We start from the raw sequence: 16,343 nt of genomic DNA, 5'->3' as shown, positions 1-16,343 counted from the left end.
ACAATTTCACTCGGACTTACCCAATTATTGTTCCATGTTGTATACTTATGAAAGAGTATAGGTAAGATTTTTTCGCAGACAATGAGAAAGCTATAAGTGCTTTCGTAATCATGTAGTTATAGCTAATAATATCTTATTTCTATGTCATCTATTGCAGTATAATAAAAGTAAGGTGATAACCATTAAAAATATTAAAAGTATCCTGTTCTTTCTGCTTGGATCGATCTCGCTAGGAATTGGTGTTGCAGGTATCGTACTTCCTGTACTGCCAGGTGGGCCATTTTTTCTTTTCGCGTCTTTTTGCTTTGCGAAAAGTTCAAAGCGAATCGAAAATTGGTTTAAGGGAACTTCGTTTTATGAAAAATATGTAGAACGATTCCGCCAAAAAAAGGGTATGACACGTAAAGAAAAAATTCGCATCAATTTGATTGCCGATGCTTTTATCCTGTTTTCCGTATTTTATGTGGACATTCTCTTGGTGAAAATTTTATTAGTGATACTTGCTCTTTATAAACATTACTATTTCATCAAGAAAATTAAGACGCTTAAACCGAAACAAGAAGAAATCGCCAAGGATTTTATATAGGAAGCTTTCGTTGTTCAGATTTATAAGGAAATTAGCTATACCCAGTGCTGCGAGACGATGCATTTTTGCATCGTCTTTTGTTGTTATTCATATCGAATGCCTTCTGATAATTGTTGAAGCACCGGCCAATTTTTAATATGTAGCTTTTCTTTATTACGGATAAGGACATGTTGTTCGCTTAACCTTTTCAAAACACGATTTAAGTGACGAGGTGTAGTGCCGATAAGTGAAGCTACTTCATTCGTGTTCGTCGTAAAAAGCTGTTTACCAAATTTTGCATCGGAATAAATGGTACACAGGTATGCAGCGAATCGAGCTTCTACAGGAGCAAGAGCATTAATTCGGGATGCCACAGTACAGGTTTGTAGCTTGTAACTTAACTCCTCTAAAAGCATCTCTGTAAATGGGCTGTAAGTTCTTAAATAGCGCTCATAGATGGTATAAGGTATATAAATAAAAGTAGCTGGATGTATCGTAATAACATCTGATTGGATTGTTTTTTTCTGAAAATATTCGATGTCACCAAGAATTGATACTGGTGAACAAAATCGCAGGAGAAGCGATTTTCCTGTTACTTCATTTGTAGTTACACGATATTTCCCTTCTGTCAATATATAGAAGCCTGAAGCTTTATCTCCTGTATTGACAACCTGCTGACCTGCTTGAAAGGATTTCAATTCTATATACGGTTCTAGATGATCAGGAAATGGAAGCTGAAAGGTTTGGATATAATTCATTAATGTAGTCATTTCGTTCTCCTTCGGGACATTGGTCCTTTTTATTATAACAAAACAGGATTATACTGTAAGCGAGGTGAAAGAAATGATTTTTGTATTTGATTTAGATGGTACGATTTGTTTTAATGGTGAGTCATTAAGTTATGAGATGCGTGAGGCATTAGATGTTTGTATTCAGCATGGACATGAGATCATATTTGCTTCAGCTCGACCGATTCGTGATTTATTACCAGTTTTGCCGAAGAGATATCGCCATTTTCGAATGGTAGGAGGAAATGGAGCTTTCACATTTGAAAATGGAAAAATGCATGTGCGCACGTTTACTCCTAACTTAGTTTTAAAAATAAAGCGATTAATTGAAAAGTATCACTTAACCTATTTAGTAGACAGTGATTGGGATTACAGCTATACAGGTGAGGTGCAGCATTCTATATTTCGTAATCTAGACCCTGAAAAGCAAGCTGAAAATAAGTCATTAGACGAATTAAAGATGATAACCAAAATCGTCTTATTTACGACTACTGATGAAATCAAGCATAATTTGAGTCATTTACCTGTACAGATCTATGAACATGGGAGAGAGAATTTGCTTGATATATCTCCATTAGGAATACATAAAATGAACGGATTAAACCAATTGGGAATACAATCAGGGGAATTTATCGCATTTGGGAATGATCAAAATGATTTAGAGTTATTTAGAAATGCTACATATAGTGTTTGTGTAGGAGAACACGCCATGAAAGAATATGCAACAATTTCCATAAAAAAGGAAAATGTTCCCGCTACGATAAAAAATATTAGTGATTACGCCAAGCATTATAATGAAGCTTTAAAAACTTGATGATTATTAACAAGTTATTCCACCATTTTACCTTGTATGTTGACCCGAGATTCTGTTATATAGATACCTTTATTTCAATCACTTGGGGTCCCCTTCTTCTGTAAACACATATTTCTTTTTCTCCAATAATAAAAGCATCTCCATAGTAGTCGTTTATTTTAGATATGACTCTCGGGGGGCTTTTTCCTCTAGCTCATTTAATTAGGTATCTTCAGATATACAGGTTTTTCTTTTGTGAATTTTGTTGCCTGCGTCTACTACAGAAATACGATTGGGACTGCGTAATAACATTAAATCTTGATATAGACTTCGTGATTTCGTTTCTAATTAGAAAAAAGTACAAAATTATTCTGGATTTTATGCTTCACAAGCATTATAATGATAATGATAATCAATATCAATTAGAAAATCTACTGACTTTCTATTCTGTCTTTTAATGATGTAGGAACAGCAAATGTCGTTTGGTGTTGTAGCCAATCATGTTACAGAAGAAGTAGAAATAAAAAAGGAGGCATGGTTACTAGTTGTTTAACTAATTATTGGGCAGGGCAAGTGTGTTCCTTTTTGTTCTAAGGAGTTCATTGGTCAAGGCGACATAATTTCCAAAACAATGTTACCATTCATAGACTATTATATGGCTGCTGTGCCCATATGTAGAAAATACTTCTGATTAAAGCATTTTCCGGGTACAACTTACTTTGTAGGAAAGGTTTTGGTACATATGACCACAAATAGGCAGCTATGCATCGGTTTGTCCTTGTCAACAACATGGATGAAGGGGAATGGCTGGAGACATACAGACAGTGGTGTAGAAAACTTATATTCAAGCGACTTTTATGTGCAATTAGCGAAGATGGCAGAAGAGGCGAAACTTGATTTTATCTTTAGGCCAGATACATTGTTTCTGAACAAAGAGGTACTGGGGAATTCACCTGGCTTTGGCAGCTTAGATCCGACGCTTCTGCTAACTTCGATTGCTCGTGAGACCAACCGAATTGGACTGGTTACTACTGCTTCTACCACTTTCAACTCACCATATACGGTTGCTAGGCAGCTTCAGTCTTTGCAGTGGATTAGCAATGGGCGTGCAGGGTGGAATATCGTCACTTCCATTGAAGGTGCTGGAAATTTCGGGGATGATCCGATGCCGTCATCACCGGAAAGATATCAGAAAGCAAGTGAATTCACAGACATTGTCCGCAAGCTATGGGATAGTTATCCGAACGAATCGCTGGTTATTAATCGTTCTACAGGACAATATGCGGATAAGGAAATGGTTTCTCCGATCAATCATTCCGGTGATTTTTTTAGTGTTGAAGGACCGCTTAATGTACCGGCACATAAATCAGGGACCATTCCTTTGTTCCAAGCAGGCGCCTCAGAATCGGGACGTAACTTTGCAGCTTCGGTAGCGGACGCTATTTTCGCAGCCACTCCAGATATGGCTTCAGGTATTGAATTACGTGATGACCTAAGGAGACGAGCGAAGAAGCATGGACGCCATCCAAGCGCAATACGAGTTTTGCCTGGATTGTATTTTTTCCTAGCCAATACGCGTGAGGAAGCACTAGAACTACATCGGAAAGCGCATGCACATCTAAGTCAAGAGCATAGATATGCTTCAGTAAAATCCATACTTGGTATGGATATCAGTACACTACCTTTAGATCAATCGATAACAGTCGATATGCTACCCGATCAAAATCAATCAGTTCGCAGTAGGACGCATGCTGATTTGTTGCGCAGGTTAATTACACGACAGCAGCCCACAGTGGAAGAACTGTTGTCAAGGCCGGAGGTAGTCGGTTCTGCACATTGGGTCGTCGTAGGAACAGTTGAGGACGCGCTAAATGAAATTACGGAGTGGTTTGAAACAGGTGCTGCAGATGGGTTTATTGCTTTACCAGGAGGCTCGAAAACATCGATGGAACTGTTCTTTAGCGAGCTGATGCCAATGCTAGTTGAGCGAGGGTTGTTTAGGAGTGAATATACTGGGTCTACCTTACGTGAGCATTTAGGTATCACATAAACTGTCACTGAAATAAGTCTGATTGGATATCAGTTTTTATCAGTGAAACAATTAATTGGAAGATAGCTTAGATTTTAAGTATTACTATTATTATAGCGGGAAGGGGTTTAGGAAAGATGAAAAGATTTATGTTCGTTAGTTTAATCGCATTACTAATGGTTGTATTAGCTGCATGTGGAGGAGATAAAGATAGTGAGTCAAGTTCTTCTAATAATAGTGAAGACACGGCTCAAGCAAATGAGGATACTAGCGAGGAAAGCGAAACAAGAACAATTGAGTATCTTGGTGAAGCGTACACTGTACCAAAAACTGTAGAAAAAGTTGTTGTGACAGGAGCAATGGAAGCAATGGAGGATGCTACAGTACTTGATGTAAACTTAACAGGAGCGATATCTGTGGGAGGAGAGTTCCCAGAGATTTATGCTGCAGCGACCGAGGAAGCTGAATCCATTGGAGAAAAACAACAGCCAAATTTTGAGAAGATACTGGAATTGAAGCCAGATGTAATACTTGGAACAACGAAATTTCCTGAAGAAGTACAAGAGAAATTGCAGAAAATAGCTCCAACTATTTTAGTTTCGCATATTTCAACAAACTGGGAAGCTAATTTGAAGCTAATGGCTGAATTAACTGGAAAGCAAGCAGATGCAGAAACAATCTTGTCTGAATATGAATCAGATATGGCTACTGCAGAAGAATCATTAACAGAGAAGCTCCAAGGTAAAAAAGTAGCAGCTATTCGAGTTCGTGGAGGGCAAGTTTTCGTCTATCCAGAAGGTGTATTCTTTAACCCTGTACTATATGATGAACTGGGATTAGAAGTTCCAGACGAGGTGAAGAAAGCGAAAACACAAGAGGCAATATCTGTTGAACAACTAGCTGATATGAATCCGGATTATTTATTTGTGCAATTCTCTACTAGTGAAAATGAAGAAAATGAAACTGCCTTCGAGGAAATGAAAAAGAATTCGATTGTACAAAACATCAATGCATTTAAAAATGATCACGTGTTTGTGAACGTAGTTGACCCACTAATGGAGGGTGGTCCAGCTTATAGCCGAATTGAATTTTTAAAAAATGTACAAGAACATCTGGAAAAATAATGTTACGTTTTAATTTGTAGTTTTAATAGAGTCTATAGACTTTATAATTAGTAGGATTCATAAGTTAAGGTCTATGTCTAATAGAATCTTCTATTAAATTTATTCCATATAGTATATTTTTATATATAATTATCCATACTATAAATGGAAGGAGGGGACAAGCCCCTCTTCATAGCAGTGCCCATAATTGTTTGATGAGTAGGATTGTCATAATTATGGGCCAAGTTTTTATCAATATAATATTCTCTTTGACTTGAATATATATCATCCACATCCCTCCTTTGCTTTTGTATATATTATCTCCAGAAAGATTATTTTTGATTCAATTATGGGACGAAGTTATTAATTTTTTTGGTATCGATTACGTGAAAAAAAGACTTTATATGTTGACGAGATAGCAGTCTTAAGCCTTTTGGTTTACGGCTGTTTTTCAATATTTCATTAGAGGTTTTGAAGTTTATGTTAAACTGAATGCTTCCATATAGGAATTATTAAAAATCAATGCTAGTATTGAATAAGACAGAAAAAATGGTTGGATGGAAGGGATATTGATTGGTCTTTGTTATTTGTATACTTATAGGAATTTTGACAGCTTTTGTAGGTGGTTTAATGGGGCTAGGCGGTGGAATTATTCTTATTCCAAGCCTATTATTTTTAAACCAGCTTTCCGATGCATTTTCTTGGGCAACCCCTCAAGCTATTGTTGGAATATCATTAGTCTCTATGGTTTTTACCGCCATGTCATCAACTATTGCTTATTACAAGCGTGGACGTGTTGATTATAAAACAGGTCTACTGTTTTTATCTGGTAGTTTACCTGGCGGCATGATAGGGTCTTGGTTAAATCAATTTATTGATGGTGATCAATTTCTACTCTACTTTGGATGTATTACAATTGTCATTTCGCTCCTTTTCTTTATTAAGCGAAAAGAGCCAACAAAGCAGATAAGTAATAACATAAGTGAGATAAGGACATTCGAATTAAATGGAATAACATATCAATATACGGTGTCTAAATGGGTAGCTTTTGTACTATCATTAATAGTAGGAGCTTTGTCTGGGTTATTTGGTATTGGCGGTGGATCCATTATGGTGCCTGCGATGATATTATTATTTGGGATACCGGCGCATATTGCTACTGCTACGTCGATGTTTATGATCTTCTTTATTAGCATTATTGGAGCTGGAACACATATTGCTTTAGGGCATATTGAATGGCAGTATGTTTTCTTGTTTATTCCTGGTGCATGGATTGGTGGAAAATTAGGTGCTTGGGTTAACCAACTTCTAACAGGTAAAACACTAGAATGGATATTACGAATTGTATTAATCATTATTGGGATTCGCATGATTTCTCAAGGGCTATCATAAGGAGCATAACATAATGAAAGAGAATATCTATTTTTATTATACGAATGATTTACATAGCAATTTTGATCAATGGTCTCGTGTTACAGGATATCTTAAAGAGACAAGGGATAGTCGACGTAAATTAGGCTGTTCTTGTTGGGCAGTTGATATTGGTGATCATGTAGACCGAGTTCACCCTATATCAGATGCCTTTATGGGAAAAGCAAATGTTCAACTTATGAATGAAGCAGGGTATGATGTCGTTACGTTAGGTAACAATGAAGGTATTACGTTATCGCATCAGGATCTTTTCCATCTTTATGATGAAGCTGATTTTGAAATAGTATGTGCCAACTTACATAGTAGCGATCAAATAGAACCAGCGTGGCTGCAACAGAGTACGATTCTACAATCCGCTCATGGAGTAAATATAGGAGTTATCGGTTTAACGGCACCATTTAATGCCTTTTATCAGTTACTAGATTGGTATGTATCACCTCCATTTGAACAGTTACAACAGGTGATTGATAATGTGAAAAAACAGGCAGACATTGTCGTTCTGCTATCGCATTTAGGGTATAGTGAGGATCAAGAAATTGCCAAAAACTTCCCTGATATTGATGTTATCATCGGCGGACATACACATCATCTGTTGCGTAATGGCGAGTATGTTAATAATACATTAATAACTGCTGCCGGAAAACATTGTCATTATGTAGGAGAAGTTATTCTAACTTGGGACCATGATGAGCATAAACTGAGTCGTAAAGAGGCATACGCGTTGAATATAACTCATTTACCAAAAGATAAAACTACAGAACGAAGAATAGAGCAATTATATAAACAAGCTACTACCATTCTTGCTAAACCGATTATAGAATTAGCATATCCTTTAGAGGTAAATTGGTTTCAGTCAACGCCAATATTGCAGGCTTTAACAGAATCTATTAAGAAACAAACAGAGGCAGATTGCGCCATGCTAAATGCTGGACTCCTATTAGAAGGTTTACCTGCTGGTAAAGTGACTTATGGTGATGTACATCGCATTTGTCCGCATCCGATAAATACATGTGTCGTAGAGTTGAATGGTGACGAATTACTGGAGGTAATAAGAGCATCACAAACAAAAGAATTTATGCAATTACAATTAAAGGGTTTTGGTTTTCGCGGAAAAGTATTAGGTAAAATGGCGTTTGCTGGACTTGAAATGGATATGGAGGAGTTAAAAAATGGGGAGTACTTTGTAAAACAGGCATTTTTAGGGTCTTATCCATTAGATCCAGAAAAAACGTATACGGTTGCTACTGCGGATACGTTTACATTTGGCAGGCTGTTACCTGAAGTTGCTAAATCAGAAATCAAACAATATTATTTACCAGAATTCTTAAGAGATATATTAGTTTATACATTAAAAGAAGGATTTAAGGATTAAGCGTTTAGGCTTTTGTGACAATAGGCCCTTCATTTGCATATAGATATGAAGAAGAGAATGAAGGAGGCCATACACGTTTATGATTACAGTAAACCCGCTAGAAGTAGATGGAATCTTTTTTACGGCTATCGTTGTAGAATTACCAAAAACGAACTTGTTAATTATTTCGAATGAAGTCGGTTATATCATGTGTGCAGCTCTAGATGTGGATATATTAAATGAAAAATTAGCAGATCGAAAGGTAGTAGCTGGTCGTGCGGTAGGTGTTCGGACAATTGATGAGCTTTTGCATGCACCGTTACAAAAAATAACAGATGCATCCAAGCAATATGGTTGGGAAGAAGGAATGATAGGGAAAGATGCATTGATCCGAATCTCTTAGCTGTCGAGACAGGGAAAAAATTATTACTTTATTCACATCGTAATCCGAACGAATCAGTTCAGATTATTTGTTTACTCGTGCTCACCGCTCCAGCAAAATATTACGCTTTTTGCGGACATGGCTTCAGCTTCCTTGGGTAGCAAAGAGCGTTTTGCTGCGCGGGGTCTTTAGCTTGCGCTGTTCCCACAGGATATGGAAGACTTCGGTAGCGATACATCGTACACAGAAAAAACGCTCTGTTTTCAAAGCGCCTTCGGATTTTGATTGCGCCATGTAGTAACATTTTGTTTTATCGTTCGGCTTTTGGACTAACTATTTTCGTTTCGTACCAGACACTTTTTTACATCCTACGACCTACCATATAATGATGAATACGTTTCTTAAGAATCATAGATTTATAAAGGAATAGGTATAGATATTTCACGTATGTTCTGGTACTATTTGATTAGATTTATGTTAAAATAAGTGGATTTATGTAATTGAATGGGTGTAAATAACTATATATGTGTATTAGGAGAACATAATGAGACTTGCTAATACAAGATCAATAGAACCAGGCGCTATTCTAGCAAAAACAATATATAATGAAAGTGGCGTCATTCTGGTAAATAAAGGTGTTGCCTTAACAAAGCAGTTTCTTGATAGACTAGTAAAGCACGGGATTACATACATTTATATTGAGGATGAAGAAATGAAGGATATAGCGGCAATGCCGACCATTTCAAAATCACTCAGACGAGAGGCTTCAGAAACGATTAAGGAAGTATTTCTTTCCCTACAGCATAATGGATTGACAAACCGATCTTATATCCTTGATCAAAAAGGATCGGAACTTTCAGTGATTGTTCAGCAAATCACGAATGAGCTGCAACAAAACGAACAGTCATTATCATTATTAACCGATATGATTGTATCGGATAATTATATATTTCAACACTCTTTAAATGTAGCCATTTATGCACTGGCTATTGGTGTTAAGTTAAAGCTATCTAATAAGCAATTAGAAGAAATAGGGATGGCAGCAATGCTGCACGATGTTGGAAAGCTGTTTATTAACCCAGATATATTACAAAAACCAGGAAAATTAACAGAAGAAGAATTTAAAATTATTCAAAACCATACAAGAACGGGATACCGTTTTCTTGTAGGTCAGGATAGTGTACCTTTTGTTGTATTACTTTGTGCCTTACAGCATCATGAACGGTTGGATGGATCAGGCTATCCACTTGGAATAACTTCTGAATCGATACATAAATATGCAAAATTAATAGGGATTGCAGATGTGTTCGACGCAGTTACAAGTAATCGTGTATATCGTGATGCCATGCTTCCTCACGAAGGTTTAGAAATCTTATATGCCGGATCTGGACAATTATATGATAGAGAAATGATTGAAGCGTTAAAGAGTTCTATTGTTGTTTATCCAAATGGTATTATGGTTGATCTAAATGATGGGAGACAAGGTATTGTTGTAAAACAAAATCCGCATGTTTGCGACAGACCAATTATTCGAATTAACAAGGAGCAAGGGAGAAAATTAGCTAAACCATATGATGTTAATTTAGCTAACGTACTAAATGTGGTGGTTTTCTCATGCAAAATAGATTGAGATTTTTTACATTCTAACCTTCTTGGAACAAGCATATGTTTGTTGCAAGGGGGTTTTTAGATGGGTAGACGATCAGGATTAAAGATAAAAGCAACTTCTCCAGCTAAGGCGATTTTTTTAATGACTTCAATTACATTTGTCATATTAACCTCCCTTAGTATTCTAATAGTAGATAAAGGGATAACTCCTCCACTGATGGAGATAGCCAAAAGGAAGACAGTTGAATTCGCGACTAGAACGATTAATGAAGCTGTGAAGTCAACGGAAAACATAAGCTTTGAAGACTTAATGGACGTTAGTAAAGATGAAAATGGATATCCTACCATTGTTGGTTGGAATGCTTCAGCAGTGAGCAGAGCATTGCGAGCTGCTACCATTAGAGCGGAATACTTTTTATACGGAATGAACAAAGGAGAAATGTTAAATACGGATGATCCAGATATGGAACCAAAGGATTACGGAGATTCAGCAAATGAACTTGCTGACAAAGATCCAACGGTAGTCGAGATTCCCATCGGTCAAGTGACCGGAAGTACTATTTTAGCTAATTTAGGACCCAAAGTCCCTGTTCATTTTGAAATTGTTGGCAGTATTCAATCAGATATAAAATACGAAATGAAAGAATTTGGTATTAATGCTGCATTGTTTGAAATTTATATACCGGTTACCGTTAATGCACAGATTGTCGTACCATTTACGACCGAGCCTGCGGAAATTACAACGAAGGTATATGTTGACTCAAGGGTACTTATGGGTGATGTTCCAGAATTTTTTGGTGGTGGAGAAGGAAGTAGTGGTCCAAACATAGCCGTTCCCAAGGATGACTTGAATATTGATTAAGTACTTGTTATAATAATTATTATTAGCTAGTGAATATTTAAACCTTATCAGATCGGTGAGGTAGAGGTGCAATGGATATGATTAATCAGTCGGAGGATGACAACGATGATGATTGATGAAAGGATGTATTGCCGAAGCATAATAAGTGTCTTCCTTATTATTGCTGGTGTGCTTTTGAATAAGAAGTATACTGTCATGCAAGAAGCAATGTGCATGGAGAACTACTGATCGAAATGGAGGATAACGTATATTGTAAAGGCAATGGTAGGTTATTTTCTATCATTGTCTTTTTGTGTTTACAGAGCCCCCATTCTCTGACGCAGCCCCGTTTTCCACGTATCCCATTTTCTTGAACAGTATGTTTTCTTTCATTATTGCAAACAATCATAGTGGAGGTTACAACAATGGAAGGAACAATTTTTTCCCTTATTCCTGCAATATTAATGCTCGTATTGGTATTAGTAACGAGAAATGTATTATTATCTTTAGGAACTGGGATTGTAGCAGGAGCACTTCTCATTCATGATTTTTCAATATGGGATTCCCTAAAGGAAATAGGAATTATTATTTATACTATATTTATATCGGAAGGCTCGCTAAATACAGGTAACCTTCTGTTATTAGGATTTTTACTTTTATTAGGAATAATGACAGCTTTTCTCCAAGCTTCAGGTGGGAGTCGAGCCTTCGGTGAATGGATGATCAAACGTGTAAAAACAAGAGTCGGTGCGCAAGCAATGAGTGCGGTGCTAGGTATTATCATTTTTATTGATGATTATTTTAACAGCTTGGCTGTAGGGCAAATAGCAAGACCCTTAACAGATCGACATAAGATTTCACGAGCAAAGCTAGCCTATATTATTGATTCAACTTCGGCACCAGTTACGGTAATATCACCGATATCGAGCTGGGGAGCATATATCATTGGTATTATTGGTGGCTTATTTGTAGCAAATGGCATCACAGATATAGGACCTTTAGAGGCGTTTATTAAAATGATCCCATATAATTTATATGCATTAGGAGCCATACTACTTGTGTTTTTAGTAGCCTACTTAAAGATGGATATTGGCCCGATGAAAGCACATGAGCAAAGGGCAATTCAGACAGGAGAATTACTAAATCCTAAGCAGGATAGAGTACCGGGAGATTTAACCGATACGTTTGCAGCACATACAGATGGGAAAATCTATCATCTTCTTGTCCCAATTGGTGTTTTGATTCTTGCTACTGTGGTATCCATGCTTGTTACAGGTGCAAATGCAAGCGATGGTAATGTTAGCATTATATCCATTTTTGCAAATACGAATGTTAATCTATCGCTATTTATTGGTGGTACAATCGCTGTTTTAACATCATTTGTTTTTCATGGATTACAAAGGAAACCGAAAAGCAACGCAGGAAAAATTATTGTAGAAGGTTTGAAAACAATGCTTCCTGCTATTTATATACTATTATTGGCCTGGACAATTGGTTCAGTGATAGGAACATTAAAAACAGGGGAGTATTTAGCACAAATTGTAGATAATGCTTCGATTAGTCCGGCATGGTTACCGTTGTTATTCTTCTTGATTGCAGGATTTATGGCCTTAGCTACAGGCACATCCTGGGGGACATTCGGTATCATGCTTCCGATCGCAGCTGAGGTGACAGTAATTACAGATATTTCTATGTTATTACCTTCTATGGCTGCAGTGCTTGCTGGTTCTGTTTTTGGTGATCATTGTACACCAATATCGGATACGACAATTCTATCTTCAACGGGTGCTGGTGCAAATCATATTGATCATGTCTTGACTCAATTGCCATATGCGATTTTGGCAGCTGTTTCAGCTGGAATTGGCTATCTTATAATTGGTTTCACCAATCAAGTCGTATTTCCTTTAATTGCTACACTTGTTATCGTCTTAGCTATTGCATTAATCCTGCACTTTTTATCGAACACAAAGTCATAATACGAGATCGGTGTTATGCTACGAATGATTATGTATCGGGCATGTAACATACAGTAAAATCGCCGGTTTAGAATAGAGACCAATAGGTTATACTCTTACGGTGCTTACAATAGAAAACTTCGCTTGTTGTAGTCAGTTTATCTTATAACATGGCGATGGTATTCTGTGGAAATAAAAACTTTAAGCTAAAATCCAAGCTGTCGGGAATTTTTTCTCGGCAGTATTTTTTATAGTAGAAAAAATATTGTCCAACTTTTAAAGCTACGAAATGAAGTCTTTGTTCTGTGTGGAGGGAATGTAGCTAGAAGCTTTGTACAAATACCCGAAGAATCTCTAGTGTTACGATGAGGAATCGAGTATTTTTTCTTCTGGAGAAGTAACGAATAACCTAATCTAAAAGCCTATAATAATTGTTTAAAAATATCTAATAACTATATATGCTGTTTTTTTGTTAATTAAAATTAGAAATATCTTGAAATTCAAATAATTCTTTGACATAGTATAAAAGTACCGTTATAATACAAACAGAAATATCTGAAAAAATAAAACTTTAAAAACATTCCTTAAACCAACTATTTTGGTAAGGAAGAGGGGGAGGTATTGTAATGGAAACTCGTTCACAATGGGGGACAAGAGCAGGGTTTATTATGGCTGCTGTGGGTTCAGCGGTTGGACTAGGAAATATTTGGCGTTTTCCAGCTGTCGCTTATGAGAATGGTGGAGGAGCCTTTTTTATCCCTTATCTGTTCGCACTACTAACCGCCGGTATTCCTATTTTGATTATGGAATTTACGATGGGACATAAATATCGTGGTTCTGCACCGCTTACGTATAAGCGAATAAATAAAAAGACAGAATTTATTGGCTGGTGGGCAGTGCTCGTATCGTTTGTTATCTCTACGTACTATTCTGTTATTATTGCCTGGGCAATATCCTATTCTGTTTTCTCAATTAATTTAAGCTGGGGAGCAGATACGGAAGGGTTTTTAATGAATGACTTTTTACATCGTACCGTAGAACCAGGACAAATAGGAAGTCTTGTACCAGGTGTACTTATTCCATTAATTATCGTTTGGGTTGTAGTTCTAGGTATTTTATTTAAAGGAGTTAAGAGAGGAATAGAAATTGCAAACCGCATCTTTATTCCCGCTTTAGTTATTATTTTCCTTATTATTGTTATTCGAGCAATTACATTAGACGGAGCTATGGACGGATTGCAAACATTTTTTTCTCCAGACTTCAGTAAAATATTAGATGGAGAAGTATGGGTGGCAGCATATGGGCAAATATTTTTTAGTTTATCGATTGCCTTCGCTATTATGATCACATATTCAAGCTACTTACCTAAGAAATCGGATATTACCAACAATGCCTTTATTACAGGATTTGGTAATTCAAGCTTTGAGTTACTAGCTGGTATTGGGGTGTTTTCTGCTCTTGGATTTATGGCAGCTCAATCCGGTGTAGGGGTAGAGGAAGTAGTCTCAGGAGGAGTTGGTCTTGCCTTCGTAGTTTTTCCGGCGATAATTAATGAATTCCCAGGACTGAATGGATTATTTGGCTTTTTGTTTTTCGCTTCATTGGTACTTGCTGGATTAACTTCATTGATGTCAATTACAGAGACATATGTTGCTGGTTTAACAGATAAATTCAAAATATCCAGATCAAAGGCAGTTTTATTTGGAGGTGGAATAGCCGCAATTATTTCACTTTTATTTGCGACTCAAGGTGGTCTGTTCTTCTTGGATGCAGCTGACTACTTTATTAATCAATTTGGAGTAGCGCTTATAGGACTTGTTGAAGTAGTGCTTATTGCATGGATTCTTCGTAAAGTAAAGGATCTAAAAACACATGCCAATGCTATTTCTGATATTCGCCTAGGTTGGTGGTGGTCGCTAAGTCTAAATGTTATTACACCTCTAGTATTGGGGTATATGATGTTCGATTTATTCCGACTAAACCTAATGAAGCAATTTGACACAGAAACTGGAAATTATGAAGGATATGCAGATATATTTATCGTATTTGGAGGTTGGTTTGTTGCAGCAGCAGCCCTTATTATCGGTATTGTCATGGCTGCTACTAAGTGGAGGTCCGAAGCTAAAGGTGTTAGTGAGCATTCAGAGGAGAGGGAGGCCAAATAACTATGACTGGCAGTGTCATTTTAGTGATGATTCTTAGTATGGTAATTATTTGGGGAGGATTAGCTGCAAGTGTTATGTATGCTGTGAAGAAATCAAAAGAAGTAAAATAAGAAGTGACCTTTTTATCGAATTTGTAGCAGAAAGACTTCCCTTCTCTAGTTGCTATAGCTAGGTGAAGGGAAGCCTTTTCGATTCTAACAGACCTTTGAACGCTTCAATTTATTATTTATTTTCTATCCAGTCTAGGCGAAGAAGTCATATAAGTTTAAATTGACTATCTTGTTAATCTTTTTGTTTCGCAATTCGTTCCCATTTACGTAAATAAGGGTATGGATCAAAGGACCATTCGCTTTTGCCGTTATCTTTGTACATACCATAATGTAAATGTGGAGGGAATTTTCCAGATGTTCCCGGCGGTCCATAACCTGTCGAACCAACACTCCCCAGTATATCTCCAGGCTTAACAACTTGACCAACCTTAATATCATCATCGTAACCGTTCATATGTCCATAATAATGATAAATATTATAAATATCACGAATACCGATTCTCCATCCTCCATAGAGATTCCAGCCCATCATTTCTATAACACCATATGTTGTTGATTTTACAGGTGTTCCATAATTTGCAAAAATATCGGTACCTTCATGAATTCGTAATCCGCCAAATCCTCTTCGGTCACCCCATGTGCTTCTATAACTATAATTGTGAGTTATAGAAACAGGAAAATCCCTATCCGTTAAATTAATATCTTGAAATTCCTTAAACACCTTTGCAGTGTTCATTATCGTCTGTACGGATAAATCCCGCTTATAATAATTCCATAATGCAATCTTTATATCATCCTTCGTTTGACCGTATTCAAGTAAATAATTTGCCATCGTATGAAGAATATCTTCCGAATTTCTCGGATCGGCTTTTTGATCACCATCGCCATCTTTACCCTTTCCATTGAAAAAGACGATTAATCGTTCATCCTTGATCATAGAAGAATTTCCTAATCCATACCATAATTCAGGTGGCACCTCAATAGAGATAACTTTCTCATCATCTGAATCCTGTTTTTTGTTGCGCTCGTAATTATCAATTGCTGCGAAATAGTACCAAGGAATTTGACTTAAAGTTTCTGTTTTTTTGAATAATGCCATTCTTTTATCATAAATCGTTTTCTCTTCTGCATGTGCAAATGTATGCGGAAAAATCGAAAATAGAATTATGATCATGAAAAAAAAACGTTTTGCATACAAAATGTTTCACCCTTACCTTACACGCATATTTTCTTTACTTAATAACGTTATAAGTAGCTGATGTTCTGTATTTTTTGTCAAAGT

14 protein-coding genes and 1 riboswitch are annotated in these 16,343 nt (G+C 36.7%); of the genes, 12 read left to right on the top strand and 2 right to left on the bottom strand.

Annotation, left to right across the window (positions count from 1 at the left end):
- The first annotated feature begins 151 nt into the window (after nt 1–151).
- Nucleotides 152–586: a YbaN family protein gene (locus tag D9782_RS20310; RefSeq protein ID WP_240455761.1), complete on the top strand. Its 435-nt coding sequence runs from the start codon at nt 152–154 to the stop codon at nt 584–586.
- An 83-nt stretch (nt 587–669) separates the two neighbouring features.
- Here the strand turns inward: D9782_RS20310 and D9782_RS20305 are convergent, their stop codons facing one another.
- The gene (locus D9782_RS20305) at nt 670–1,335 is read right to left on the bottom strand and encodes a Crp/Fnr family transcriptional regulator (RefSeq protein ID WP_121605580.1); all 666 of its coding nucleotides are present in this window, start codon (nt 1,333–1,335) and stop codon (nt 670–672) included.
- Between the two features lie 73 nt (nt 1,336–1,408).
- Between D9782_RS20305 and D9782_RS20300 the strand changes: the two genes are divergently transcribed.
- From D9782_RS20300 to D9782_RS20250, 11 genes are all read left to right on the top strand, one after another.
- The gene (locus D9782_RS20300) at nt 1,409–2,167 is read left to right on the top strand and encodes an HAD-IIB family hydrolase (RefSeq protein WP_121605579.1); all 759 of its coding nucleotides are present in this window, start codon (nt 1,409–1,411) and stop codon (nt 2,165–2,167) included.
- Nucleotides 2,168–2,888: 721 nt separating this feature from the next.
- Nucleotides 2,889–4,196, top strand: coding sequence for an NtaA/DmoA family FMN-dependent monooxygenase (locus tag D9782_RS20295; RefSeq protein WP_121605578.1), 1,308 nt, complete (start codon nt 2,889–2,891; stop codon nt 4,194–4,196).
- A gap of 116 nt (nt 4,197–4,312) precedes the next feature.
- A complete protein-coding gene (locus D9782_RS20290) occupies nt 4,313–5,299 on the top strand; it encodes an ABC transporter substrate-binding protein (RefSeq protein WP_026681560.1) in 987 nt (328 codons plus the stop codon).
- Between the two features lie 552 nt (nt 5,300–5,851).
- Nucleotides 5,852–6,670 carry a sulfite exporter TauE/SafE family protein gene (locus D9782_RS20285; RefSeq protein WP_121605577.1) on the top strand — a complete coding sequence of 273 codons (819 nt, stop codon included), beginning with the start codon at nt 5,852–5,854 and terminating at the stop codon, nt 6,668–6,670.
- A 13-nt stretch (nt 6,671–6,683) separates the two neighbouring features.
- Nucleotides 6,684–8,081 carry a bifunctional metallophosphatase/5'-nucleotidase gene (locus tag D9782_RS20280; RefSeq protein WP_121605576.1) on the top strand — a complete coding sequence of 466 codons (1,398 nt, stop codon included), beginning with the start codon at nt 6,684–6,686 and terminating at the stop codon, nt 8,079–8,081.
- Nucleotides 8,082–8,160: 79 nt separating this feature from the next.
- Complete coding sequence (locus D9782_RS20275; protein WP_026681557.1) at nt 8,161–8,463, top strand: YunC family protein; 303 nt, start codon at nt 8,161–8,163, stop codon at nt 8,461–8,463.
- A gap of 523 nt (nt 8,464–8,986) precedes the next feature.
- A complete protein-coding gene (locus tag D9782_RS20270; RefSeq protein WP_121605575.1) occupies nt 8,987–10,072 on the top strand; it encodes an HD-GYP domain-containing protein in 1,086 nt (361 codons plus the stop codon).
- 60 nt (nt 10,073–10,132) lie between these two features.
- Nucleotides 10,133–10,912: a sporulation protein YunB gene (gene yunB, locus D9782_RS20265; RefSeq protein ID WP_026681555.1), complete on the top strand. Its 780-nt coding sequence runs from the start codon at nt 10,133–10,135 to the stop codon at nt 10,910–10,912.
- Nucleotides 10,913–10,965: 53 nt separating this feature from the next.
- A riboswitch (Lysine riboswitch) is annotated at nt 10,966–11,144 on the top strand.
- A gap of 172 nt (nt 11,145–11,316) precedes the next feature.
- Nucleotides 11,317–12,867: a Na+/H+ antiporter NhaC family protein gene (locus tag D9782_RS20260; RefSeq protein ID WP_121605574.1), complete on the top strand. Its 1,551-nt coding sequence runs from the start codon at nt 11,317–11,319 to the stop codon at nt 12,865–12,867.
- Nucleotides 12,868–13,472: 605 nt separating this feature from the next.
- Nucleotides 13,473–15,011: a sodium-dependent transporter gene (locus D9782_RS20255; protein ID WP_026681553.1), complete on the top strand. Its 1,539-nt coding sequence runs from the start codon at nt 13,473–13,475 to the stop codon at nt 15,009–15,011.
- A 2-nt stretch (nt 15,012–15,013) separates the two neighbouring features.
- Nucleotides 15,014–15,121 (top strand): methionine/alanine import family NSS transporter small subunit, encoded by a 108-nt coding sequence (locus D9782_RS20250; RefSeq protein WP_121605573.1) that lies wholly within the window; start codon nt 15,014–15,016, stop codon nt 15,119–15,121.
- 172 nt (nt 15,122–15,293) lie between these two features.
- Here the strand turns inward: D9782_RS20250 and D9782_RS20245 are convergent, their stop codons facing one another.
- The gene (locus D9782_RS20245; RefSeq protein WP_121605927.1) at nt 15,294–16,235 is read right to left on the bottom strand and encodes a M23 family metallopeptidase; all 942 of its coding nucleotides are present in this window, start codon (nt 16,233–16,235) and stop codon (nt 15,294–15,296) included.
- Nucleotides 16,236–16,343: the final 108 nt, after the last annotated feature.

It is taken from the genome of Virgibacillus sp. Bac332 (genome assembly GCF_003667785.1).
Classification (GTDB): domain Bacteria; phylum Bacillota; class Bacilli; order Bacillales; family Amphibacillaceae; genus Virgibacillus; species Virgibacillus salarius.
This window is presented reverse-complemented; position numbering and strand designations above follow the sequence as displayed.

Coding starts and splice junctions, on each gene's coding strand:
- D9782_RS20305 (WP_121605580.1), bottom strand. CDS start 1,335: ATGACTACATTAATGAATTATATCCAAACCTTTCAGCTTCCATTTCCT.
- D9782_RS20300 (WP_121605579.1), top strand. CDS start 1,409: ATGATTTTTGTATTTGATTTAGATGGTACGATTTGTTTTAATGGTGAG.
- D9782_RS20295 (WP_121605578.1), top strand. CDS start 2,889: ATGACCACAAATAGGCAGCTATGCATCGGTTTGTCCTTGTCAACAACA.
- D9782_RS20290 (WP_026681560.1), top strand. CDS start 4,313: ATGAAAAGATTTATGTTCGTTAGTTTAATCGCATTACTAATGGTTGTA.
- D9782_RS20280 (WP_121605576.1), top strand. CDS start 6,684: ATGAAAGAGAATATCTATTTTTATTATACGAATGATTTACATAGCAAT.
- D9782_RS20275 (WP_026681557.1), top strand. CDS start 8,161: ATGATTACAGTAAACCCGCTAGAAGTAGATGGAATCTTTTTTACGGCT.
- D9782_RS20270 (WP_121605575.1), top strand. CDS start 8,987: ATGAGACTTGCTAATACAAGATCAATAGAACCAGGCGCTATTCTAGCA.
- yunB (WP_026681555.1), top strand. CDS start 10,133: ATGGGTAGACGATCAGGATTAAAGATAAAAGCAACTTCTCCAGCTAAG.
- D9782_RS20260 (WP_121605574.1), top strand. CDS start 11,317: ATGGAAGGAACAATTTTTTCCCTTATTCCTGCAATATTAATGCTCGTA.
- D9782_RS20255 (WP_026681553.1), top strand. CDS start 13,473: ATGGAAACTCGTTCACAATGGGGGACAAGAGCAGGGTTTATTATGGCT.
- D9782_RS20250 (WP_121605573.1), top strand. CDS start 15,014: ATGACTGGCAGTGTCATTTTAGTGATGATTCTTAGTATGGTAATTATT.
- D9782_RS20245 (WP_121605927.1), bottom strand. CDS start 16,235: ATGATCATAATTCTATTTTCGATTTTTCCGCATACATTTGCACATGCA.